The 23,241-nt window shown below is 46.2% G+C and carries 27 protein-coding genes; 4 read left to right on the forward strand and 23 right to left on the reverse strand.

What is annotated here, in order from left to right; genetic code table 11:
• Positions 1-6: 6 nt before the first annotated feature.
• The 19 genes from folD to MHI21_RS15635 all read right to left on the reverse strand — a co-directional run bounded on the left by folD (position 7) and on the right by MHI21_RS15635 (position 14,788).
• Positions 7-864, reverse strand: coding sequence for a bifunctional methylenetetrahydrofolate dehydrogenase/methenyltetrahydrofolate cyclohydrolase FolD (folD, locus tag MHI21_RS15545; protein WP_069289850.1), 858 nt, complete (start codon positions 862-864; stop codon positions 7-9).
• Positions 865-901: 37 nt separating this feature from the next.
• Positions 902-1,351, reverse strand: a complete 450-nt coding sequence (nusB, locus tag MHI21_RS15550) for a transcription antitermination factor NusB (protein WP_165177314.1) — start codon at positions 1,349-1,351, stop codon at positions 902-904.
• 135 nt (positions 1,352-1,486) lie between these two features.
• A complete protein-coding gene (locus MHI21_RS15555) occupies positions 1,487-1,720 on the reverse strand; it encodes a DUF2273 domain-containing protein (RefSeq protein WP_023989248.1) in 234 nt (77 codons plus the stop codon).
• 15 nt (positions 1,721-1,735) lie between these two features.
• Complete coding sequence (gene amaP / locus MHI21_RS15560) at positions 1,736-2,275, reverse strand: alkaline shock response membrane anchor protein AmaP (protein WP_013310819.1); 540 nt, start codon at positions 2,273-2,275, stop codon at positions 1,736-1,738.
• A gap of 73 nt (positions 2,276-2,348) precedes the next feature.
• Complete coding sequence (locus tag MHI21_RS15565; protein WP_013310820.1) at positions 2,349-2,762, reverse strand: Asp23/Gls24 family envelope stress response protein; 414 nt, start codon at positions 2,760-2,762, stop codon at positions 2,349-2,351.
• Positions 2,763-2,887: 125 nt separating this feature from the next.
• Complete coding sequence (accC, locus tag MHI21_RS15570; RefSeq protein ID WP_165177316.1) at positions 2,888-4,231, reverse strand: acetyl-CoA carboxylase biotin carboxylase subunit; 1,344 nt, start codon at positions 4,229-4,231, stop codon at positions 2,888-2,890.
• A gap of 60 nt (positions 4,232-4,291) precedes the next feature.
• Positions 4,292-4,783: an acetyl-CoA carboxylase biotin carboxyl carrier protein gene (gene accB / locus MHI21_RS15575; RefSeq protein ID WP_039270944.1), complete on the reverse strand. Its 492-nt coding sequence runs from the start codon at positions 4,781-4,783 to the stop codon at positions 4,292-4,294.
• Between the two features lie 138 nt (positions 4,784-4,921).
• Positions 4,922-5,746: a SpoIIIAH-like family protein gene (locus MHI21_RS15580; protein ID WP_342418476.1), complete on the reverse strand. Its 825-nt coding sequence runs from the start codon at positions 5,744-5,746 to the stop codon at positions 4,922-4,924.
• Between the two features lie 62 nt (positions 5,747-5,808).
• Positions 5,809-6,450, reverse strand: coding sequence for a stage III sporulation protein AG (gene spoIIIAG, locus MHI21_RS15585; RefSeq protein ID WP_029517255.1), 642 nt, complete (start codon positions 6,448-6,450; stop codon positions 5,809-5,811).
• Between the two features lie 16 nt (positions 6,451-6,466).
• Positions 6,467-7,237: a stage III sporulation protein AF gene (spoIIIAF, locus tag MHI21_RS15590; protein WP_342418477.1), complete on the reverse strand. Its 771-nt coding sequence runs from the start codon at positions 7,235-7,237 to the stop codon at positions 6,467-6,469.
• 39 nt (positions 7,238-7,276) lie between these two features.
• Positions 7,277-8,467 (reverse strand): stage III sporulation protein AE, encoded by a 1,191-nt coding sequence (spoIIIAE, locus tag MHI21_RS15595; protein ID WP_039270939.1) that lies wholly within the window; start codon positions 8,465-8,467, stop codon positions 7,277-7,279.
• Between the two features lie 12 nt (positions 8,468-8,479).
• A complete protein-coding gene (gene spoIIIAD / locus MHI21_RS15600; RefSeq protein ID WP_039270937.1) occupies positions 8,480-8,869 on the reverse strand; it encodes a stage III sporulation protein AD in 390 nt (129 codons plus the stop codon).
• Positions 8,870-8,877: 8 nt separating this feature from the next.
• A complete protein-coding gene (gene spoIIIAC, locus MHI21_RS15605; RefSeq protein ID WP_010345636.1) occupies positions 8,878-9,081 on the reverse strand; it encodes a stage III sporulation protein AC in 204 nt (67 codons plus the stop codon).
• Between the two features lie 12 nt (positions 9,082-9,093).
• Positions 9,094-9,612, reverse strand: coding sequence for a stage III sporulation protein SpoIIIAB (gene spoIIIAB / locus MHI21_RS15610; RefSeq protein ID WP_029517252.1), 519 nt, complete (start codon positions 9,610-9,612; stop codon positions 9,094-9,096).
• Positions 9,605-10,600 carry a stage III sporulation protein AA gene (spoIIIAA, locus tag MHI21_RS15615; protein ID WP_013310828.1) on the reverse strand — a complete coding sequence of 332 codons (996 nt, stop codon included), beginning with the start codon at positions 10,598-10,600 and terminating at the stop codon, positions 9,605-9,607. Before spoIIIAA ends, spoIIIAB begins: the two co-directional genes overlap by 8 nt.
• A 410-nt stretch (positions 10,601-11,010) precedes the next feature.
• Complete coding sequence (locus MHI21_RS15620) at positions 11,011-12,264, reverse strand: aspartate kinase (protein WP_028540593.1); 1,254 nt, start codon at positions 12,262-12,264, stop codon at positions 11,011-11,013.
• A gap of 196 nt (positions 12,265-12,460) precedes the next feature.
• Positions 12,461-13,018: an elongation factor P gene (efp, locus tag MHI21_RS15625; protein ID WP_029517249.1), complete on the reverse strand. Its 558-nt coding sequence runs from the start codon at positions 13,016-13,018 to the stop codon at positions 12,461-12,463.
• Positions 13,019-13,051: 33 nt separating this feature from the next.
• On the reverse strand, positions 13,052-14,125 hold the full coding sequence (locus MHI21_RS15630) for a Xaa-Pro peptidase family protein (protein ID WP_061829060.1): 1,074 nt from the start codon (positions 14,123-14,125) through the stop codon (positions 13,052-13,054).
• 81 nt (positions 14,126-14,206) lie between these two features.
• Positions 14,207-14,788 (reverse strand): YqhR family membrane protein, encoded by a 582-nt coding sequence (locus MHI21_RS15635; RefSeq protein ID WP_013310832.1) that lies wholly within the window; start codon positions 14,786-14,788, stop codon positions 14,207-14,209.
• A gap of 286 nt (positions 14,789-15,074) precedes the next feature.
• Here MHI21_RS15635 and MHI21_RS15640 point away from each other — a divergent pair, with 286 nt between their 5' ends.
• From MHI21_RS15640 to MHI21_RS15650, 3 genes are all read left to right on the forward strand, one after another.
• Positions 15,075-16,076 carry an iron-siderophore ABC transporter substrate-binding protein gene (locus tag MHI21_RS15640; RefSeq protein ID WP_165177332.1) on the forward strand — a complete coding sequence of 334 codons (1,002 nt, stop codon included), beginning with the start codon at positions 15,075-15,077 and terminating at the stop codon, positions 16,074-16,076.
• Between the two features lie 176 nt (positions 16,077-16,252).
• Entirely contained in the window at positions 16,253-17,245 is a 993-nt protein-coding gene (locus MHI21_RS15645) for a DUF1385 domain-containing protein (protein ID WP_254325369.1), read from the forward strand.
• 7 nt (positions 17,246-17,252) lie between these two features.
• Positions 17,253-17,573, forward strand: a complete 321-nt coding sequence (locus MHI21_RS15650) for a hypothetical protein (protein WP_023989265.1) — start codon at positions 17,253-17,255, stop codon at positions 17,571-17,573.
• 117 nt (positions 17,574-17,690) lie between these two features.
• On the opposite strand, the gene MHI21_RS15655 is transcribed toward MHI21_RS15650, so the two are convergent.
• The 3 genes from MHI21_RS15655 to mntR form a co-directional block, all read right to left on the reverse strand.
• The gene (locus MHI21_RS15655) at positions 17,691-18,680 is read right to left on the reverse strand and encodes a patatin-like phospholipase family protein (RefSeq protein ID WP_342418478.1); all 990 of its coding nucleotides are present in this window, start codon (positions 18,678-18,680) and stop codon (positions 17,691-17,693) included.
• A 95-nt stretch (positions 18,681-18,775) separates the two neighbouring features.
• The gene (locus MHI21_RS15660; RefSeq protein WP_342418479.1) at positions 18,776-20,518 is read right to left on the reverse strand and encodes a family 10 glycosylhydrolase; all 1,743 of its coding nucleotides are present in this window, start codon (positions 20,516-20,518) and stop codon (positions 18,776-18,778) included.
• 136 nt (positions 20,519-20,654) lie between these two features.
• Positions 20,655-21,080 (reverse strand): transcriptional regulator MntR, encoded by a 426-nt coding sequence (mntR, locus tag MHI21_RS15665; RefSeq protein WP_007430946.1) that lies wholly within the window; start codon positions 21,078-21,080, stop codon positions 20,655-20,657.
• A gap of 252 nt (positions 21,081-21,332) precedes the next feature.
• Here mntR and splB point away from each other — a divergent pair, with 252 nt between their 5' ends.
• Positions 21,333-22,397, forward strand: coding sequence for a spore photoproduct lyase (gene splB, locus MHI21_RS15670; RefSeq protein WP_023989268.1), 1,065 nt, complete (start codon positions 21,333-21,335; stop codon positions 22,395-22,397).
• Here the strand turns inward: splB and MHI21_RS15675 are convergent.
• Positions 22,390-23,106, reverse strand: coding sequence for a cytochrome c biogenesis protein CcdA (locus MHI21_RS15675; protein WP_250262059.1), 717 nt, complete (start codon positions 23,104-23,106; stop codon positions 22,390-22,392). The genes splB and MHI21_RS15675 overlap by 8 nt on opposite strands.
• Positions 23,107-23,241 lie beyond the last annotated feature (135 nt).

Below are 23,241 nucleotides of genomic sequence, written 5' to 3' on the forward strand. Positions count from 1 at the left end.
CTGCCCTTATGCCAAACCGTGCGACCGCTTGGCCGCTACAAGCGTATTTTGCATCAGCATCGTAATCGTCATCGGGCCTACTCCGCCGGGAACAGGCGTAATCGGACCAGACACTTGCTTCACGCTCTCAAAATCAACGTCCCCCGCCAGCTTTCCGTTCTCCAGACGGTTCATCCCCACATCTATCACAACCGCTCCGGGCTTCACGAACGAAGCATCAATAAAGTTGGCTTTGCCGATCGCAACGACTAAGATATCCGCTTGTCGACTTAGATCCCCGATATTCGCTGTACGGGAGTGGCACATCGTAACCGTAGCATTTTCACGTTGCAACAATAAAGACACTGGCTTGCCTACGATATTACTGCGACCAATAACTACCGCATGTTTACCAGCAATCTCCACTCCAGCACGCTTGATTAACTCAATGACTCCAGCAGGAGTACAAGGCAATAGACTATCGTCACCGATGACCAAATTCCCTACGTTCACCGGATGGAATCCATCCACATCCTTCTCCACTGCAATCGCGTCAATGACAGCTTTTTCATGAATATGCTTTGGCAACGGCAGTTGAACCAAAATCCCATGGATAGTACTTTGATGGTTCAGCTTGTCCACTAGTTTCAGTAATGCTTCCTGAGAAGTATCTGCTGACAACCGGTGAACCTCTGAGTAATAGCCGAGATCATGGCACGCCTTTTCCTTGTTTTTAACATACACCTGCGAAGCGGGATCTTCGCCTACCAATACAACAGCCAGTCCCGGTTGAAAGCGGTGCTCTTTCAGACGAATGACCTCTTGCTGAATGCTTGCGCGAATATCCTGAGAGATTTGTTTACCATCAATGATCGGTGCTGACATGTTTAACCACTCTCCAACCTGATTCAGTAGTCTCTACTTAAAAACGTGTTTTCAATTGCTCCAGTTCTTGAATCACTCGTCCCAGTACACCATTAACAAATTTACCGGATTCCTCGGTACCAAAGTGCTTCGACAACTCAATCGCTTCATTAACAGCTACCTTGGCTGGAACATCCTCACGGAAAATCATCTCATATGCCGCAAGTCTCAAAATTTGACGATCTACACGTGAAAGTCTGCTGATCTGCCAGCCTTTAAGATAATCCACCAACAGCCCATCAATGGCTTCCTTGTGCTCCCACGTACCCCGCACATGCTCTAAAACATACGCTCTTAACACTGCCGCGTCTTTAACGACAACTTCCGCTTCGTTTTCCTCAGCGGCTTCTTGAAGCAACATGTCCACGGCTGCTGCCGCATCCACTTCATTCATTTCCATATGGTACATACTCTGTACCGCTAATTCCCTCGCCAGACGTCTTTTCATGCCCTGCCTCCTACGCTTGCCTATATCTATTTTTCATTCTAACCAATTTCCACAAAAAAACCTGTGAACGCATCCTCCAAAACGTTGGGCGCAAAGAAGCTACAGCTCTATTTTGGAGAACACGTATCACAGGGTTCATTTAAAAGGACGCCAACGCTGCGACAACCAATCGCCCCATTCCTTCCAAGGGAGAAATGAACCAAGCGCTGAATCGCTACGTCTTCCTAGCGTATATCCGATGAACACCATCAATGCAAAGAACAACATATTCCAAAAGCCTGCCCACAAATAAATAAAACCGAAAAAAATACCAGCCGTGATCCCCATGATCCGGCCCTTGTAACTTCCCCATATTTCTTTCCAGGGCATCAGGGAAAATCACCTCTATTCCACACGACTCTTAAAGCTGGGTGACTGAGAAACATTAGCGATGTACACCGACACATTGGACACAGGAATTCCTGTAATTTCTTCCACATGATCGTGTACCCCCTTTTGTACCTCGGAGGTTAACACCGGAATGGAGCTTTCCCCGTCTACAACCGCCCGAATCGTAATATCAAGTCCCGATTCCAACACGCGAACGCGTGCTTTCAAATCCTGCATCCCGCGAAATCGGGAAGCTGCTTTGAGGCACAGATTTTCAATGGTGTCCACTGAAATCTGAATGTCACCATATTCCGTTCGTTGATCAATAGAATGCTGTACGGTTTGGTTCCGTCGAATAGAGATATAAAAAAAACGAAGACTCAATAACAACAGAACCCCTGCAATAATCAGGCTGGTGAACCACACCACTCGCTCATCCTCAATACTTAAAACATACGGAATGGCCCCGCTCAGGAGGAGGATGGCGAGAATGGAAATAATTCCGATACTTAAGCTGTACAAGAACAGCAGAAGTCTGTCCATAACTTTAGCCACGAAACGCACAGCCTCCTTAAATTAGAGTAAACCCTCGACCCATAAGGGTCGGGGGTTTGTACAAAGTATCGCTCTATTTAACCCGTCCGGCGCCCAGCACTTCCGGCTCTTCTACTTTTTCAGCATTTTTGAATTGAACATCATGAATTTGCACGTTCACTTCAACAACGTTAAGACCTGTCATGTTCTCAATCGAACGCTTAACATTATGCTGAATAGCAGCAGCCACCTCAGGCAGACGGTTACCGTACTCAATAATGACGGAGACGTCTACAGCAGCTTCACGCTGTCCGACTTCCACTTTTACACCTTTAGATAAATTTTTGCGGCCTAGCAGTTCGGCAAACCCACCAGCAAATCCGCCACTCATTCCCGCTACGCCTGGTACCTCAACGGTAGCCAGTCCGGCAATGACTTCAATAACTTCTGGGGCGATTTGAATCTCCCCAATTTCTGTACGTTCGAATTCGGTTGGCACTGTGCTCATACCTTCAACACCTTTCGGTCAAAATAAGTTTCATTCCAGCTTTGGATTTCAAAGCAGACATGCTCACTTATTATCCATACTATATCATTTGGCGTTCATTATGACAAACTGAGGAAATATACCGATTAAACTTCGTTTTCCTCCAAAAATTTAATATCAAAATCGCCTCTAATAAAGGTCGGATGCTCTAGCAAGCGCTGATGAAAAGAAATCGTTGTGGGTATGCCCTCAATAGCAAACTCAGACAAAGCCCGCTTCATTTTGGCAATTGCATCTTGCCGTGTAGGTGCCCACACAATCAGCTTGGCGATCATAGAGTCATAATAAGGAGGAATGCTATAACCTGGATATGCTGCGCTGTCTACCCGTACTCCAGGACCGCCTGGAGGCAGATAAAATCCGATTTTACCCGGTGCAGGCATAAAATTGCGATCCGGGTCCTCAGCGTTAATACGGCATTCTATCGCCCAACCATTGATGGTGACTTCTTCCTGCGTAAAGGAAAGCGGATGTCCTTCAGCGACAGAAATCATTTCCTTAATCAGGTCTACACCGGTAATCATTTCTGTTACGGGATGTTCTACCTGAATACGTGTATTCATTTCCATGAAATAGAAATTATTGTCCGGGCCGAGCAAAAATTCGAGAGTACCTGCACCAGAGTATTGAACGGCCAAAGCTGCGCGAACAGCTGCCTGACCCATTTCTTCACGGACATCCTGCGATAGTACAGGACATGGTGCTTCCTCCAACAACTTCTGACGACGACGCTGAACAGAGCAGTCCCGTTCGCCCAAATGGGCAACATTACCATGCTTGTCCGCTATGATCTGTATTTCCACATGTTTCATACCGGTCAAATATTTTTCTAGGTACACACCCGCGTTGCCAAATGCTTTTTGCGCCTCCTGCTGAGCGGTAGTAATTTGCTGAATAAGGTTATCCTCATCTTCGGCGATACGAATACCTTTACCTCCACCACCTGCTGTGGCCTTGATAATTACCGGATATCCAATATCACGTGCGATGCTGATCGCATCCTGCAAATCCTCAACCAGCCCGTCTGAACCCGGAATAACCGGAACTCCGGCATCCTTCATGGTCTGCTTGGCTACGGCCTTATCTCCCATTTTGTTAATGGCTTCAGGAGAAGGACCAATAAACGTAATATTACACGATTCGCAAATTTCAGCGAAGTCTGCGTTTTCCGCCAAAAATCCGTAACCTGGATGAATGGCATCACATTCAGTCAATGTAGCAACGCTCATCAGGTTCGTAAAATTAAGGTAGCTGTCCTTAGATAGCGTCGGTCCGATACAGTAAGCCTCATCTGCGAGACGCACATGTAACGAATCCTTGTCAGCTTCCGAATATACGGCAACTGTCGAAATATTCATCTCGCGGCAAGCGCGAATGATACGAACCGCAATTTCTCCACGATTTGCAATCAATACTTTTTGAAATGTCATGACTTTACCTCCCTGGGAGCAGTCTTGCCGAACCCTCAAAAGAGGGTTCAAACAAGCTCTTTACTCCGGTTTCACAAGGAACAATGGCTGGCCATACTCGACCAACTGTCCGTTTTCGGCCAAAATTTCCACAATTTCGCCCTTCACTTCAGCTTCCAGCTCATTCATCAGCTTCATCGCTTCAATGATACATACCGTTGTTTTTTCGCCCACTTTGCTGCCAATACTCACATACGGAGCCGTATCCGGGGATGAAGAACTATAGAAAGTGCCTACCATCGGAGATACGATTTTATGTAGATTGCTTGCATATTCCCTCGGTTCCCCAGCAGTTGCAGGTCCAACATCGGACTGTACTTGTGGATTTGGAATAACAGCTTGTGGTGCCACTGCATAAGTAGGTGTTGCCACAGGAGCCTGTACCGTAACGATCTCGCTTTTGCCAGGTTTTCGGATCAACAGGCGAGTTCCTTCATTTTCAATTTCAAGCTCATGCACAGACGTTTCATCCACCAGCTTGATCAATTCCTTAATCTCGCTTAATTTAAACATCTCTATTAATCACTCCTTCAGCATTTTGCCGGTTGCTGATTACATTGTTGAAACAGCTTTATGTATTATATCACAATCATTAAAAATAGAAAGAGCCCGGAATAATGCAGAAATCCGGGCTTTTTCGCGTTTTTTGTCTTATTGTGTAACATACTGGACACTGATCTTATCCTGCGATACGTTCAGTTCCTTCATGACTTTATCAACAATTGTTACCGCTTGCTTAGCATCCAATTTTTCACTCAGAACCACTACTTTGTATTTATCAGCATCTTCCTCACGGACGACCGCATTGGCGAACTGCTGCTGAAGCTCTTCTTCAATTCCAGTAATTTTAGCCTGCTTATCTTCAAGTACATGTAATTCCTTTTGAGCCTCAGCGGCTTTCTTGGGTGTGCTGTCGTTCATTGCGGTAGTCAGTTCATCATTTTTCTTCTGATTTTCCACGTCCCGTTCCAGCAAATAGTTGTCAATCACAGCTGCTGCTGTAGGTTGGGCAGCTTGATCGGTTGCCACTTGATCCAGTACCTGCTGGTCGGTTTTGGCTGTAGAGGCTGCTTTGTCGTCACTTTGTGCTGTCGCGTCCGTCTTAGTCGCAGTTGTGTTTTGATCGGATGTCGCTGGTTCAGTAGTAGGGGTAGCTGCCGTATCTTTATTGCCTTTTGAGTTTTCTGTTGCTGGGTCAGTTGTGGAAGCCGTATCCGATTTTGTGGAAGGTGCTGATGCTCCATCAGTTACTTCTCCATTCGTCACTACTTCATTTACCTTCAGTTCGTTCAATTGTTCCTCTGCCTTCGTCGTTGCTTCCTGTGCGGCATCCTGCTTAACCTTGCTCACTTGCTCACTATCGGCTACTGGTGGATTTGCAGGGCTTGAGTCCTCCGTAAACAAATAATACGCAGACAGCACGACCATTAAACTCAGCATGGACACCAGCCAAACGGTTTGTCTTTTGTTATTCATGTTCCGTCCTCCATATTCATTAATGGTTTAAAATATAAACTTCTTTGCTCTTAAATTCCAAATTACCCCTGTTTGCGCGGTACGACTGAAATTTTGTAGGAAGGTACATTTAGTCCCTTCTGTACAGCATCGACAATTAGCTGCTTCACTGTAGGGTTTTCTGCCCCCATAGCCACAACAAGCACTCCCCTCACCTGCGGTTTTACTTTTTTTGTCACAATCGGGGTGTGCTGGCCACCTGATGACTCATAGGTGACAATCTCGCCATCACGTGTATATTGAGTAGTGTGCCGTTGTCCGCCATTGGCGTCCGTCTCGTTGTTCTCTTCTTGCATGTCCTTTACATTGCGTTGAACGATAACTTCTTCGGTGGAATCTACCGTAACCATGACATCGACGGTTCCTACGCCAACAATCTGCTCCAGCATCTGTTTCATATTGTCCTCAAAAACCTTCTCGATCCCGGCAAAGGAACTTTCTTCACCTGTTGTTGTCTCTAACGTAGGCTCATTTTTCATCACGCCAGGCGGCTCACGGCCTACGTTTTCTGGATCAACCTTTTTCACATTAACGAATGAATTAAAAAGCATGATCGCTACACCGATAAGGCCAAGTATAAGCAGCCAACGAAATGAGTTGAATCTTTTCGCCCCATCCGCCCCTCCACCCAGCCATTGCTCCAGCTTTTTCAGCCATTTGCTCATTTCTGCTCACCTCCTGTTACCATTCATGTGTTCCATCCTGCGAAGAAACCACCTGAACATTTTTGCTGTCTATCCCCCATTTTTCACGTAGAAGTCCTGTAATTAGGCCAAAAGCTTTCGTATCCGTTGGCTTTCCGTCCTCAGCAGTTTTATCAGGATTACGATCATCTTCTCGTGTTCCTTCATTAAGTTCTGAATTTTTTGTATGTGTCGGTTCCACACGAATATTCACTGTCTTTTCGGCTACAGGCTCCACCATTATCGGCTTGGCATCTGCACTAGGCGAGCCCTCTGTGTTGTTCTTTTCTTTTTCTGGCTGCTGCTCTGCCAATTTGACCACTACCGACTGGACACCCGTTCCTGCCTCCAGCTCCGATTCCTTCTGTTGAATCTTTGCAAGGGTAACCTGGACCGACTGAATTGCTAACCCAGTATATTGTTCCAACTGTCCTTTCATTTCCTTAGCTACCTCTTTGCCGGCCCATTGCATGGAGCTTTGTTCTTGCTGTTGCTTCAACCGGCTGCCTTTTGCTAAAATCTCCTCCAATGTCGGTTCCCTCTCGCCTGTCTCAGCCTGACGTTGAAGATCCAATGCTCGCCCTAGAACCTCGGAGGGGCTGCTACTCAGTAAGCGCACGACCGGAGACAGCAACGTCAGCAAAATAAGCAGGCTGAGAACGAGTTTGACATACCTTTCCATAGATCGGCTCGGTAAGATCATATCGACAAAAGAAGCCAGCAACACGATTAGCACCAGTTCCTTAAGCCAGCCTCCCAACCAGGTCACTTCACTCCCCTCCCCCCTTGTTGGTTTACATGCATTGGTTCACCTCATCATGACCGTCATATTGCCTGCTGCGAGCATGACTGTAATCGCAAGGAAAGACATTAATCCCACTGCCGCCAGCGCCGCGAAAACATAAATCATGCTCTTGCCGATTGCATCCAGACATTCCACGATAGGCGTATCACCCAAAGGCTGCATGATCGCTGCTGTCACTTTATAAATGAGAGCCAGTGTCAGAATCTTGAGGGCGGGAAAGGCGCACAGGAACAATATAATAATGACTCCTACCAGACCAATGGCATTTTTAACGAGCAGCGAAGCCGAAATGACTGTATCTGTCGCATCTGCCAACGCCTTGCCGACCACCGGAACAAAGCTACCCGTAATATATTTGGCTGTGCGGATCGTTAATCCGTCAGTAACTGACGAAGTCAAGCCTTGTACCGAAATGACTCCCAGAAATATGGTCAGCAGCACTCCCAGCACTGCTACTCCAGCGTTCCGCATCAGATCGGCTAGCTGGGTCAGTTTGTATTTGCCCGTCAGCGAGTTGACCAAGTACAGCACAGCCGAGAAGAACAGTAGCGGGAAAACCAGCGTATGAATGACTGTTCCGACTGTGTTGATCATAAATACAATCAGCGGGTGGGTCACCGAAACTGTTACGACGTTCCCCATCGAGGCTAACATGGTAAACAACAAGGGCAACATTGCCATCATGAAGTGAATCATGCTATCAATCGCTTCTTTGGCATAACCAATCGCTACACTAAAGCTATTAATCGCCAGAATGATAATGACCATGTATACGATAGCGTAGGCCACTTTGCTGACCTGTTTGCTTTCAAAAGCGCTTTGCAGCGTTTCCAGCACCATACTCATAATGCTGAGCATGACGATGGTGACGAGCAACTTGGCATTTACTCGGATTTCATGGATGAAAAAATCAGCTATAGCGCTCAATACACCCTTTATGCTGAATCCTTCACCGCCTGGAAGCAGCATGTCCATGAAGGAAGGCGTTTTCTGATCAGGGAAAAATCCGCCGTATTCCTGCATGAGCCCGTCCCAATAATGTTCTACTTCATCTTTGGGCATTTGCTCCGCCTGCTGTCTGATCCATTCGTTAGTCGGTGTATCTGCAAAGAGGACCGCAGCTGAGGCACACCAAAGACATAGCAACAACATCGCAATTACTTTGAGATTCGGCATGCCCCCTAGCCTTTTCATGGCATCACCCCCTCAGGCGGGCATCAGCTTCAGAATGGTATCAATAATAATGCTGATAATCGGGATTGCGAGCACCATAATGAGTACCTTTCCGGTAAGCTCAATTTTGGAAGCAATCCCATCTTGTCCTGCATCCCGAACGATTTGCGCTCCAAATTCAGCAATATAAGCGATACCGATTATTTTCAATACGGTTTTAAAATAGATCATATCCATGCCTGAAGACCGAGCCAGTCGCTCCAGTACAGAAACCACAGATCCGATCTTGCCAATCAGCAGCAAAAAAATGACGATTCCCGCAGCTGTTGCAATCAAAAAGGCAAACATCGGCTTCTGTTCCTTAATGACTAAAATGAGGACTGTGGCAATGAGGGCGAAGCCCACCACCTGAATGATTTCCATGTGTCCACCTACTGAAAAAGAAAGATAGATTTGATCTCTTGCAGAAGGTTATCCAGCATTCGCACCACCATGAACAGGACCACGACGAAACCGATGACCGTTACCCAGTGGGCCATGTCTTCTTTGCCCATTTGCTTTAATACGGTATGAATCATAGCGATAATAATGCCAATTCCGGCAATCTGGAAAATCGCATTCACTTCTAAATTCATTCGAGCACCCCGCTAATAGATCAAAATGACGATCAATGCTCCGATCAGCAGTCCCAGGCTCCTGCTCATACGCTCGTACCTCACCTGATCTGCCTGCGCCTGCGCTTCCTCATGGGATAACTGCTGGATGGTCAGCGCAATGTGCTTGATCTGGTCTTCACGGTCGCTGGTTCCAAGACTGTAAGCAAGCTGCCGCATCGCTTCCTTCTCGGCTTGCTTCATAGAGGAACGGCTCCACGAGTCTTCAATGGCTTTATGCAAGCTTTCTCTGGCAGTCAGGCCAAAAGAGGGGTGCATCCAGCGTGAGGCTTGCTGAAACAGAGTGCGCAGCGGCTCTCGCAAGGGCTCTCCTGTCTTGGCGAAAGCATCTGGTAGCGGAGACACCCCGTAGGAAACCTCGGTGGTCAGTCTTTGCAGCGCAAGAATCAACTCCCTGATTTGCCGCGGCCTCATCGCAAACTGCCTTGCTCGCTGCCAGCCTGCCAGCGTAGCGGCCAGTATAACCAAGGCGGCACCCAGCAACTTAAGCATAGGAGATGCCCCCATTCTGCCCTTCTCCAGGCAGTGTAATCCTGCGTTGCTTGGCATCTGCCAGCCGGAATGAGACGCCCCGGCTCGTCCGCTCCAGCATGACGTAGAGTTGAAACAGCTCTTGCCCTGTAGTTAATCCAGCAAAAGCAGGCCGGGTCGCCATTTCAGCCACATCGCGACCATGTGCGGAAGCAATGACTGCAATGCCTGCATGAAGCGCTTCGCGCACCGCCTCCGCATCTTCCGGTCGTCCGATTTCATCAACAATGAGGACATCCGGTGACATCGAGCGGATCATCATCATCATGCCTTCTGCTTTCGGACATCCGTCCAATACATCGGTGCGAGGTCCGACATCAAAACCGGGGATACCTTTGTGACTGCCAGCGATCTCAGAGCGTTCGTCTATAATGCCTACCTTGAGTCCATTCCGTCGCCCCCCATTGCTTTCCATCCCTCCGTAACTGAGTTGCCGAGCCAAGTCCCTAAGCAGTGTCGTTTTGCCATGCTGAGGAGGGGACAAAATGAGGGTGTGCCGGATTTTCCCGGACATTCGATCTGCTACATAAGGCAATATCCGATCAGCTATGCCGGGAATTGCACGAGCAATTCTTACATTAAAGCTGCTTATATCCCTCAAATGTTCCACTCGTCCTCGGTTGAGCACGGTTCTCCCTGCCAAGCCAATACGATGACCGCCAGGGATCGTAATAAACCCTTTACGAAGCTCCTCTTCCATGGTATACAGGGAATGATTGCTGATAAAATCCAGCAGTCGGTGGGCATCCTCACGGTCAGGCTTATAGGCTTCTACATGGTTCAAAGTCAGCCGACCCGCAGACGTTACAAAATGATGATCACCATTTGCATTAATTTCCAACGGCCTTCCTTCCCTGACCCGGATTTCTTCCAGTTGCTTAAATACCGTTTCCGGAAGCCTTCCGAGTATACCGTGCAACGGTTCGGGAAATAACTCCAGCCATTCCATACCGATGCCGCCCCCTCACAGTTGTCCTTTTTCTTTAAGACAAGTCTATGGTTGACTCTCGCTTTTTATGCCGAAAATATATTGAAAACCTAGGCAAACTTTTGCTAACTCCTATCAACGCTCAACAGACCTTTCCCCCGCTTGTTAAAGCACCATTCTCTAATTCGCACAAATAAAAAAGGGCCTCTCAAAGCCTTGTCGGCTAAGGGATGCCTTGGGTAGAAAAGATAGATTCAGCAAAAAAGAGGCTGCCCCTCAGTTTAACTCTCACTGATGGAACAACCTCTTAACCTACTGCTGTATTCTATGATTTATCAAACTATAAATAGAGGACTTATAATGTATCAACCTTTACCTGTCATAGCATCGTTCACATTAGACATATTCATGTCTAGATCACGTTGCAGTTATTAACGACGGTCTTGCGGTCCACCCACAAACGCTTGCTCCTCGGTGTCCAGGTTATAAGCTGTATGCAACGCCTGAATAACCTCATGAAGCTTACCCGCTTCAATTACACACGATACTTTGATTTCAGATGTGCTTACCATTTTAATGCTAACGCCTTGCTCTGCCAGTACGGCAAACATTTGCGCAGCAACACCTGGATGGCTAACCATTCCTGCACCTACAATGGATACCTTCACCAGATTTTCCTCAGACGTTACTTCACGGTACGGAAGCTCTCCACGAATACCTTCCAGCGTCTTCAATGCTGCTTCACGATCCGTCAGAGCTACTGTAAAGGAGAAATCTGCTTTACCAGCTTCGACCCCGCTCTGTACAATAATGTCTACATCAATTTTAGCTGCCGCCAGTGTTCCGAATACTTTCGCCAGTACACCGGGGATATCGGCGACGCCCAAAATACTGATTCTTGCTACATTTTTATCATATGCAATCCCACTGACTACAACGCCCTGTTCCATTACTGCATCCTCCTTTACGACCGTTCCTTCATTATGGTTAAAACTGGACCGCACAATCAGCGGTACCCGGTTATGTTTGGCATATTCTACCGCACGAGGATGCAATACAGCTGCACCCAGATTAGCTAATTCCAGCATTTCATCATAAGAAATTTCTTTTAGCTTACGAGCAACCTTCACGATCCGTGGATCTGTTGAATATATGCCGTCCACATCCGTGTAAATTTCACAGGCATCCGCTTGAATCGCTGCCGCCAGCGCAACCGCCGTCGTATCAGATCCACCACGTCCCAGCGTCGTAATGTCTCCCTCTGCAGACATCCCTTGGAAACCAGCTACAACAACGATCTTGTTGCTGCTCAGTGCATCAAGCACACGCTGAGGTTGAATGTCCGTAATCCGTGCTCGACCAAAGTCAGATTCAGTACGAAAACCAGCCTGCCATCCCGTAAACGATACCGCTTCATGACCCAACTGCTGAATAGCCATCGACAATAAGGCGATTGAAATTTGCTCACCTGTCGTCATCAACATATCCAACTCACGTGCAGGCAACTGCTCATTCAACAATTTGGCCTGGTCAATCAGTTCGTCTGTCGTGTCTCCCATTGCGGAAACGACCACTACACATTGATGCCCTTCACTCTGTTTCTCAACAACGCGTTTTGCCACGCGCTTCATGCGCTCCGTGTCACCGACGGAACTGCCTCCGAATTTCATGACATACAAAGACAACGTTATTCACTCCCTCAGACTCAACAGTATGTAACCTTGAGATGGCACCAAACGACTGAACGTGACATCCTGCGGCATAACTTTAGTACAGTATAATACGAAAGTGCTGTGTGGAGCCAATGTTTTTTAATATTAGTGCTTATAAAAATATCCCCTGCCCTTAACAAGGACAGAGGAAATCTAAAAGTTGCAAATTTTATGCGCGAGACATGTATTTGCCGTCACGTGTATCAATCAACAATACGTCATCTTGGTTAATGAACAAAGGAACTTGAACATTCAAACCCGTTTCCAGTTTGGCATTTTTGGTAGCACCTGTAGCTGTATTACCTTTAATGCCTGGCTCTGTTTCGATTACTTTCAGTTCCACGCTTGTAGGCAGGTTAATACCCAGAATTTCGCCGTTATAGCTGACGATATTTACATTCATGTTTTCTTTCAGGAAGTTAAGCTCCCATTTCAGTTGATCGCTGGACAATGTAAATTGATCATATGTTTCATTATCCATGAATGTATGGTCGTCTGCACTAGCGTACAGATAGGACACACCACGATTTTCGATTTGCGCCCGACCGATCGTTTCACCCGCACGGAATGTACGTTCAACGGTGTTACCGTTACGCAAGTTTTTCAACTTTGAGCGTACGAATGCAGCACCTTTACCCGGTTTTACGTGTTGGAAATCCAGCACCGTAAAAATATCTCCGTCTACCTCGACGGTCAAACCTGTTTTAAAATCATTTACGTTAATCACTAAAATACCCCTCCTACAGGACTGTTATCGTTATTAAACGACTGTAAATTCTTTGCTCGAATGTGTTAATACTTTGATGCCGCTATCTGTAATAACGATATCATCCTCGATCCGTACACCGCCCAATCCAGGGACATAGATACCTGGCTCGACCGTTACCACCATACCCGGCTCCAGAATATCATCACTCGCCTTCGACAGACGTGTAGATTCATGTACTTCAAGACCCAGACCATGACCTGTACTGTGCCCGAAATTGTCTCCATAGCCATGGCTCGCAATAATATCCCGGGTCAGTGCATCCGCTTCACGGCCTGTCATGCCCGGCTTAATATGTTCGAGTGCGTGAAGCTGCGCCTTAAGTACAATATCGTAGATTTCGCGCAACTGGGGCGCCAAATCCCCTTGTGTAGCCACTGTACGTGTCAAATCAGAGCAATAGCCATCCAGCAACGCACCAAAATCAAACGTAATCAGCTCGCCTGCTTGTACTAACTTAGCACTGGCTACGCCATGGGGCAATGCCGAACGAACCCCGGAAGCCACAATTGTGTCAAATGAAGAGGATGTAGCTCCCTGCTTGCGCATGAAGAATTCCATTTCCAGATCCAGCTCACGCTCGCTGACACCTGGCTTGATGTAAGGTAAAATGTGTGCAAATGTAGCATCTGCCAAATCCGCTGCCCGCTGCATCACTTCCAGCTCTTCTGCATCCTTGTACACCCTTAACTTCTCCACAATGCCCGACACCGGAACCAGTGAAATAGGTGACAAATCTTCGCTATAAGCTTTATGCGTCGCAACAGTTACAGCGTCTTGCTCGAAGCCTGTTTCGCTGATCTGATGGGAAGACAGCAATTCTTTCACCGTTTCCATGACCTGTGCAGCGTGCTGCACCACCGTGAAGCCTTCGGCTTGTTCGGTCGCTTGCGTCATATAGCGAAAGTCAGTCAGCAAATAGCTATGGGATTCCGTAATCAGCACATAACCCGCCGAACCTGTGAAGCCTGTCAAATATCGACGATTGACAGGGCTAGTAATTAGCATAGCCCGCAGATTATGCTCGCCCAGCGCCTGCCGCAGCTTTAACACCCGGTCATTCTTCATCTTTCATTCCGCTCCCCTCTGTCAAATAACCAAATGCTATTTTAACACAGGGAATAGGCGCTTGAGAAGTTTTTGTTACGTTCAGCCCTCAGCTTTCTCAGGCTCGCGCTTTCTTTCATCCGTATACTCGACAGCAACGGTATATCCGATAAATAGTCCCCACAGCATAAACACACAAATTTCCGTATATAAGGAATTCCATGTTAACCGATTAGGAGCATTCATCATCCCTAGCTTAGGACCTGTTAATACAAATAAAACAACCCACCAAATCAGGCCATATACAATTCCGGGTAAAGGACCCTTAAATCTGCGCAGCAACAGAGTGTACACCAGTGAAGCTACGACGGATAATGCAATAAAAAACAGTAGCCCTACCAGGTGCCCCGCCATGGTGTTCATAAACGAATGCTTGAAAAAAGGCTCTGCGAGAAAGCCAGGCGCTACTACGGTAAAGTGCAACTTATAAAACAGCCAGCGCAGCAATCCCCAGAGCAAACCCGCAAAAAAACCCAACTCAAGTGCAAAAGGAATGAGAGGCGTATGTATTTTGCCAGACTGCTGCCTGCCTCTACCACTGTCGTTATGATTACGTTGATCCTGAGATTCGCGAGACTGCTCCTGTTCATGGCCTATCTTGGGTATAGAGTAGGTTTCACTCATGTTGTTTAATCCCCTTTCAATATGCAAACTTTTTCCATGGTAAAGACTATTGCAATCGGAAATGCATGTACTTTCATCGGATTTTGTATTCCCATTTTGCTAGGTAGTATGCTCAAAAGGAGGATCGTTTAACAATGAACCGGAATGCTGAATAATAGCAGCTTACCAGTTAAGCGTTCGGACCCGTTTTTTGCATTGACAAAATTTCAATCCTCTATCATAATATAATGATGAAAATGATAATCATTATCATTTTCTAAAAACATATATACGGGAGAATGCTTCTATGAAAAAGGGACTCATTGGCATTTTATTATTAATGGTTTTTACGCTCACTTTGGCAGGTTGCGGAGCAGCCGACAAAGCATCGGATAAAGATCAGGCACCCACGTCGGGTAGCAAACCGACTGACACAGCGACCGGTCCTGTGACGGTAAAGCATAATCGTGGTGAGATCACGCTCGACAAGCCCGCACAGCGTGTCGTAGTACTGGAATGGACATTTACAGAGGATTTGATTGCATTGGGCGTTCAGCCGGTTGGTAATGCTGACAATGCCAACTACAAGGTGTATGTGACACCGGAGGCGGCTCTGGACAGCAGCGTGGTCGATGTCGGTACGCGTAACGAGCCGAACCTTGAGGCGATTGCTGCATTGAAGCCGGATCTGATCATTTCCAATGTTGATGGGAATGAAGCTATCTATGATCAACTCAAGGCCATCGCTCCGACGATCGAATATAATCTGAACGATGGTAACGGCTACGATCATGATAAAATGGTAGAAATTTTTAATAGCATCGCAGTCGCTCTTGGAAAAGAAGACAAAGCTAAGCAGGTGCTTGCCGAACTGGATCAGCATTATGCTGAAGCCAAAGAAAAGCTCGCCGCTGCTGGCAAGTCGGATTATCATTATATACTGACACAGGCTTTCACTTCGCAAAATGCGGCCAGCCTCCGTATGTTTTCGGATAATTCAGTCGTCGTGGCAACACTGGCGAAGATCGGTATGATTAATGATTGGAAACCGAGCAAAGTTGAACAGTATGGCTTTTCAACTGTAGGCATTGAAGCTCTGTCTGCCGTTCAGGATAGCAACTTTATCTATATTGTGCAGCCGGACGATAATGTTTTCGGTGCACCTATGAAAAATAATTCGGTTTGGAACGGTCTGAATTTCGTTAAAGAAAAACGTACCTATTCACTGAGCGGTACGACATGGACATTTGGCGGTCCTCTCTCATCAAAAGGACTGGTTGACCAGGTTGTTGGGGCTATTACAAAATAAGTTGTTTTCCAAATATTCATTCGGTTTTATAATGATTAGCATTTATGTGAGCAGTCTGACGCTCCATAAATGCTTTTTTTATAAGCCTGTGGTTACACCTGTTTCAACTAACTAGATATTCCCTTCCAAATTCGATACAATATACAAAAAAGCATGTATTAAGAGAGGTGAGACGGTTGTCACAAGCATCCAAGCCTGTGAGCTACGGCGGTCAGGCAGTCATTGAAGGTGTCATGTTCGGCGGCAAGCGTGTCAATGTCACGGCAGTTCGCCGCAAAACTGGCGAAATCACATATTTGGAAGTACCACGCAAGGAGCAATCCTGGGTATCCAAATTCCGCAGAATTCCTTTATTGCGGGGGATTGTAAGCATCATCGACTCCAGCGCCAAAGGTACCAAGCATTTAAACTATTCAGCCGATGCGTATGCTGATGATGAAGTAGATCCGGAAGAACGCGCTGAGCAAAAGAAAAAAGAAGAATCTCGCTGGAGTCTGAGTATGATGATCGGTGTAGCGGCAGTCGGGATTATCTCCTTTTTGTTCGGCAAAATTGTGTTAACCCTCGTTCCGGTTGTTGTAGAAGACTTCCTGTTCGACGGCTTGTTTCACAGTCAAATTTTGCATAACCTCGCCGAAGGAGCTATTAAGCTGATTCTGTTACTGGCTTATTTATGGGGTATTTCCCAAACTCCGTTAATTAAACGATTGTTTCAATATCATGGTGCAGAGCATAAAGTAATTACTGCATTCGAAGCTGGGGAAGAACTAACTCCAGCCAATGTACAGAAATACAGTCGTCTACATTACCGCTGTGGTAGTAGCTTTATTATGCTAACTGTGATCATCGGGGTGCTTGTCTATTCCTTATTTACCTACGATAGTCTGTGGGAACGTATGGGGCAACGGCTTTTACTACTTCCGATCGTACTGGGGCTTTCTTTTGAATTCCTCAAGCTAACCAATGCCCTTCGTGAAATTCCGGTACTTCGTTATTTAGGTTACCCCGGTCTGTGGCTGCAACTACTTACCACCAAAGAACCGACTGATGATCAAGTGGAGGTATCTATTGCCTCATTTAAGCGTATGCTTGAATTGGATGCTGAGTTGGAAAATGTACCTGTAAAGGAGACCTTCAACAGTCCGGTCCTTGATCCTGTGAAAGGATGAGTGAATAATGAACAGACATGCCGTTATTTTCTGGCTTACCCTTGCTTTGGGTGCATATGGGATTGTGGATATGCTATGGAGAGGAAGCTGGGGCTTTCTCATGAGTTTACTAATTCCCGTCCTTGTTTTTGCAGTTATATTTCTGCTATACAAATACCTGCCAGGACAACGTAATCGTACTCCCAAAATCAAACCCTCTGTGCGTACCATGGCCAAAACAGCCAACGCACGTAAGCAGCAAACTACAGGCAAGCGCAAAGCGTATCCTTTTCATGTAATTGAGGGTTCCAAGGGAAAGAATGAAGAAGAACAACCTAAATATCATTAATGATAATCATCCTTTAAAATGTAGCACAAAGGAGCCATCACCCGCGTATTCAAATATGACGGGGAAGATGCTCCTTTTTTACACCCTTTTAAATTAACTTTAACTGCAAGTAAGTGTTTATTTCATAGCGTACAGGGTATCCTTCATCAATTGATATTTGCTATACTGCTGCTGGTAAGAAGTGATGCTCCATTTGTGGAAAAAAGCATCCCCTGCCTGCACACCGGAAGCATACAACAAATCACTTTGCTCTGTAGAAATATTAAATTGTGCAGTGCGGATACCCAATGTTGGAATCTTAATCGTCCGATACCGATTCTCCTGCTCAATATATCGCTCATCGTGTGCTGATAGCATGGTATCAAAAATAGCCTGCAGCATGGTCAATGGACCCCGTATATAAGAAACTTTGGTCTCCGTACCCGTTTTGCCCACCATTTGAAACCCTACCGTTGGAATCGTTTTGGCCTCACGTTCATTTACAGGCTCATCAAAAAGCCACAGAGGCAAATTGCTTAGTAAAGCCCCATCAACTACAAATACAAATTGCTGAGAAAAAGTCTTTCCCTTGGCAAGTGCAGAATCAAGCCTTAACATAACAGGATCAAAAAAATAAGGGATACTTGTGCTCATCCGAATGGCTTTAGCTACCTCCAGTGAAGAGGGATTGATACCAAAACGTTTGATATCCTCAGGAAGCACCAAAATGCGTCCATTCGTGATATCTGATGCAATAATGCGCAATTTACCAGGAGGTAAATCCGCGAACGTACGCACTCCCTTAGCTCGTAACAGCTCACGTACCCAGTGCTCCAGTGCCTCCCCTGAGTAGAGCCCTTTTTTAAGAAAGATACGAGCTGCTGGTCCAACCCACTTAATATTGAACACTGGAGAACGTCGTAACAACTTGACCAAGGGGGTTTTCTCAATTACGGCTTTCATTTCATCCGCAGAGTATCCCGCTGCCAATAAAGCAGCTACAATAGAACCTGATGATGTACCTGCCAAACGATTGAATACAATTCCATGCTCCTCCGCAGCCTTAACTGCACCCGCCAGCGAAATTCCCTTAACCCCTCCACCCTGGAACACAGCATTGATCAGCATAGATCAAAAAACCTCCGTTCTCTTGGGAGTAAGCAGTTCTACTGCTTATGTATGAGAACGGAGGCCCAAATAGAACCTATATGATCCAATTTATATCACATTTGATAATAATTTTGAAGAAGCTGAATGAGTCCGTATGGATTTTTACGCAAATGCTGTGCACTAAAGTAAATATCCCCTTTGACCTGTTTATAATCTTCGTTCAGTTCAAGCTGCTTAATTAGCTCTTGAGCCGTTTGCCAGCCCTTTTCAGGGGTGCCGATCTTATACGGAGAATGACCGATATACAGCTTAACATCTGTGTTTTTGACCTCATTGGACCACCATGCGACAAGCTTGTCATATCCCGCTGCCGGGAAACCGATACTCCAGTAAATTTGTGGAGCTACATAATCAATCCATTCTTTGTTAATCCAGGTTCTTACATCCGCAAACGTCGTATCGTACGCTGTAACGCCTGCCTTCGTGTCTGAACCCGTTAAATCCTGAGATTTGTTACGCCATACCCCAAAAGGACTAATTCCAAATTGAACTTTAGACTTGCTGCCATGAATACTTTTGCCCAAATCGCGGACAAAACTGTTCACATTGTCTCTCCGCCAGTCGCCCTTGTTAGAGATTTTGTTGGCATTATATGCTTTGAAGGTCGCATCATCATCAAAAGTCCCGCTGTAAGGATAAAAATAATCGTCCAAATGCACGCCGTCAATATCATATCCGTTCACGACCTCCATAATCGCCGCAATGACATGCTGACGTGCAGCCGGAATTCCTGGATTGATGTATAATTGGCTACCATTCTTAACAATCCAGTCCGGGTGTTGATTAGCCACATGGTTTGCAGCCAAACCGCTGGTTGTTCCTGTGGAATTCGCACGGAATGGATTAAACCAAGCATGAAATTCCATCCCTCGCTTATGCGATTCGCTAATCATAAATTTCAAGGGATCATAGCCTGGATTTTTACCTTGGGTGTTGGTCAAATACTTGCTCCATGGTACGAGACTTGAGGGATAGAGCGCATCACCGCTGGCACGAACCTGAACAAATACCGCATTGATGCCCATCCCCTGCAAATCATCGAGCATTTTAGTAAACTCCTGCTTTTGCTTCTCGGAGCTGCTTCGGGCAGCGGAAGAAGGCCAATCTCCATTAATGGTAGAAATCCATGCTCCACGCATAGAAGTTGAAGCCTTTACCTGAACAACATTTGCCTGCGAAGAACTTGAACCCTCCTCACTAGTAGACGTTGACGGTGAAGTGACAACCGCCTGCTCATCATCGATAGCTCCCTGATCTCTACTTACACTGTTCTGATTGCTTGATGCAGACGTATCTGATATGGAGCCGCTGCTTCCGGCAGAAGTGTCCCCGCCAGTAGAGACACCTTCCTTACCACTGCTTAACGTAATGACTCGCTCTGAAGCTTGCCAATCTACTTTTAATCCCAACTCTTCCCCAACAAAACGCAGTGGCACCATGACTCTCCCGCTTGTCATACGGGCAGATGCATCCAGTCGAACTGACTTGCCATTCACTGTAGCGCTTTGTGCACCGTTCTCCATAGATATATTTTTGTTCTGTGCTGTAATCGTTACCGTACCGGACGATTCCGACCAGTTGACCTGAGCGCCCAATCCCTCACTAATCACTCGCAAAGGAACCATCGTAACATTGGCTCCCTGTACAATATACGGTGACGCGTCACTTTGCAGGGACTGTCCGTCCAATATAATTTCAATATCACCAGTTGGAGCTGCTTGAACTCCAGGAACGATGGCAGTCTGCACTGCTAAGAGTAGACCTGCAGCCAACGCCACTATTTTCTTTCGATTCATATTATTACAATCCTCCGCTAACCCTGTTAATTTTAACCCCTATCTTGTCCTGCTATATAATGGATAGACGCTAATAACCGGATATTTGTTGCGGTCGGGACAAATAAAAAAGCATCGTCCGTAAGGACAGATGCTTTTAGGAATCTCCACTCAATTCCTTGTGTATGTCATGAAGCTGGCGCAAGCGATCTTCATCCCGGCGAAAATATTCGACCAATGTTTCGATACGGGTGATGGAATCCCAGCTCAGATGATGCTCAATACCTTCCACATCTTTATATATCAGGTCCTTGTCAACCCCAATCATATCCAGAAATTGCTCTAATAACTGATGGCGATCAACCAACCGTTTGCCGACCTTTTTCCCTTTCGGTGTCAAAATCAGTCCCCGATACTTCTCATATACAAGATAATCGTCCTTATCCAACTTCTGAATCATTTTGGTGACAGACGAAGGATGCACCTCTAACCCCTCTGCGATATCCGAGACACGAGCATAGCCCTTCTCATCAATCAGTTGGTAAATGCGTTCCAAATAATCTTCCATGCTTGGCGTTGGCACTTGTTTCCCTCTTTTCTGTTATTGAACGGGCGCTTACCGCCTTCATTTCCTGCGTTAAACCTACTATGTAATGATACATGTTATCATTGCCCATTGGCAAGTCTCATCCCTTCACTCACAGCTATTGCCACGATTTGTTCAATTTAAGCCGGGCATACTAATATCGTCGTTCTGTATCGGTTTATTTCTGCGGCAAAATGTTAAAGTTGGACACCAGAGCACTGTGGATTTATTTCGAAAGGAGCGTTAGCCATGTCTACGCTTGAGCGTACTCCTGTCCAAACCAGAGGAACCAAGCCATTTTTGCCTGATCTGGTGTTTTTTGAGCCAGACGCACTGAATTATCCCAAGGGCCAACGTATTATGGATTGGGTTAAAGCCAAGGATATTCCGTATCGGATGACTACCTCTCACAACCGAATTACCAATTTACCAGGTGAAACTGAAGTTGAAAAGTACCGAATGGCAAAAAAAACTTTGGTAGTCGGTATCCGTAAAACGTTGACTTTTGACCAATCCAAACCCTCTGCCGAATACGCTATCCCCATTTCGACTGGTTGCATGGGGCACTGTCACTACTGTTATTTACAAACAACCTTGGGAGCAAAACCGTATATTCGTGTATATGTCAACACTGACGATATCTTATCAGCAGCTAAAGCTTATATCGAGGAGCGTGCGCCTGAAATTACCCGTTTTGAAGCAGCTTGTACCTCCGATCCGGTTGGTTTGGAGCATATCACCGGAACGCTTGGAGACTTGATTCGTTTCATGGCAGATGAGGAATTTGGTCGTCTGCGTTTTGTTACTAAATATCATCATGTTGATCCATTGCTGGATATTAAACATAATGGTCATACTCGCATCCGCTTTAGCATTAATTCCGATTATGTAATTAAACAGTTTGAACCTGCAACTTCACGCTTCGAGGAACGTATTGAAGCCGCGGGCAAAATCGCACGAGCCGGTTATCCATTGGGGTTCATCATTGCACCCATCATCTGGTATGACGGCTGGGAAGAAGGCTACGGCGAGTTGCTGCGTAAATTGGGAGAAACCTTGCCCCAGCATGCTACAAAAGATTTGACGTTCGAATTAATTCAGCATCGCTTCACCAAAACATCCAAAGCTGTCATCGAGAAACGTTATCCGAAAACCAAGCTGGAAATGGACATAGAGAAACGCAAGAAAAAATGGGGCCGCTGGGGACAAAACAAATATGTTTATCCCGATGAACAGCAAAATGCACTACGAGAGTTTATCACAGAGCGCATTTTTGAACATTTCCCTTTAAGTCGTATTGAATATTTCACATAACTAGCATCCAATCTGGGGTAATCCGTTGTAAAAATAGCGTTACATCAGTCATATGATCCGTTACCAGTAAAATGCCAGTGATAACAAGTAGTATGCCACCTGTTTTGATTAGGATGGAGGTATAGCGAGAGGATAGTCGAACAGAGCCTGCCAGCAAAGCTAATACAAAAAATGGAATCGCAAAGCCAAGCGCATAGCCTGTAATCAGCTTGAACCAAATGTGATGCTCTACTGCCGCCAAAGCGATAATAGCTGTTAGCATGGGACCGATACAGGGCGACCAGCCTGCCGCAAACCCAATTCCGATCACAAAGGAACCGGCGTACCCGGCAGGCTTCCATGTCCAGCGAAGCTTATGCTCCCTCATTAGAATCAAAGGACGCACCACACCAAGAGATACCAGTCCCATTAGTAAAATAAGTAACCCTGCTACCACTCTTAGCGTATCCCCATAATTAGCAAACCATTCTCCAAGCAACCCGACACTTGCACCCAGTGAATAGAAAACGACCGAAAAGCCCAATACAAAAGCAAGTGTATGTCCCATCGTACGATAACGAACCTCGGCCTTGTGCCGCCCTTCAGCCAGTTCACGCGCAGACATCCCTGTCATATACGATAAATAAGATGGATACAGCGGTAAACAACACGGTGAAAAAAAAGAAACCAGTCCGGCTACAATCGCCAACCCGGCGTTGATATTTGTCATCATATTCCCTCCCACCTGTCTTAAGTGAACACGAACAAACAAGCCCTGCCTACTAAAACATACGTGTAGCGGGAGCAAAATATGATGCAAGCCAAAAAGCGCATGCCCAGGAAGAATGATTCCCGGACATACGCT

It is taken from the genome of Paenibacillus sp. FSL H8-0168, assembly GCF_038592955.1.
Classification (GTDB): domain Bacteria; phylum Bacillota; class Bacilli; order Paenibacillales; family Paenibacillaceae; genus Paenibacillus; species Paenibacillus polymyxa_B.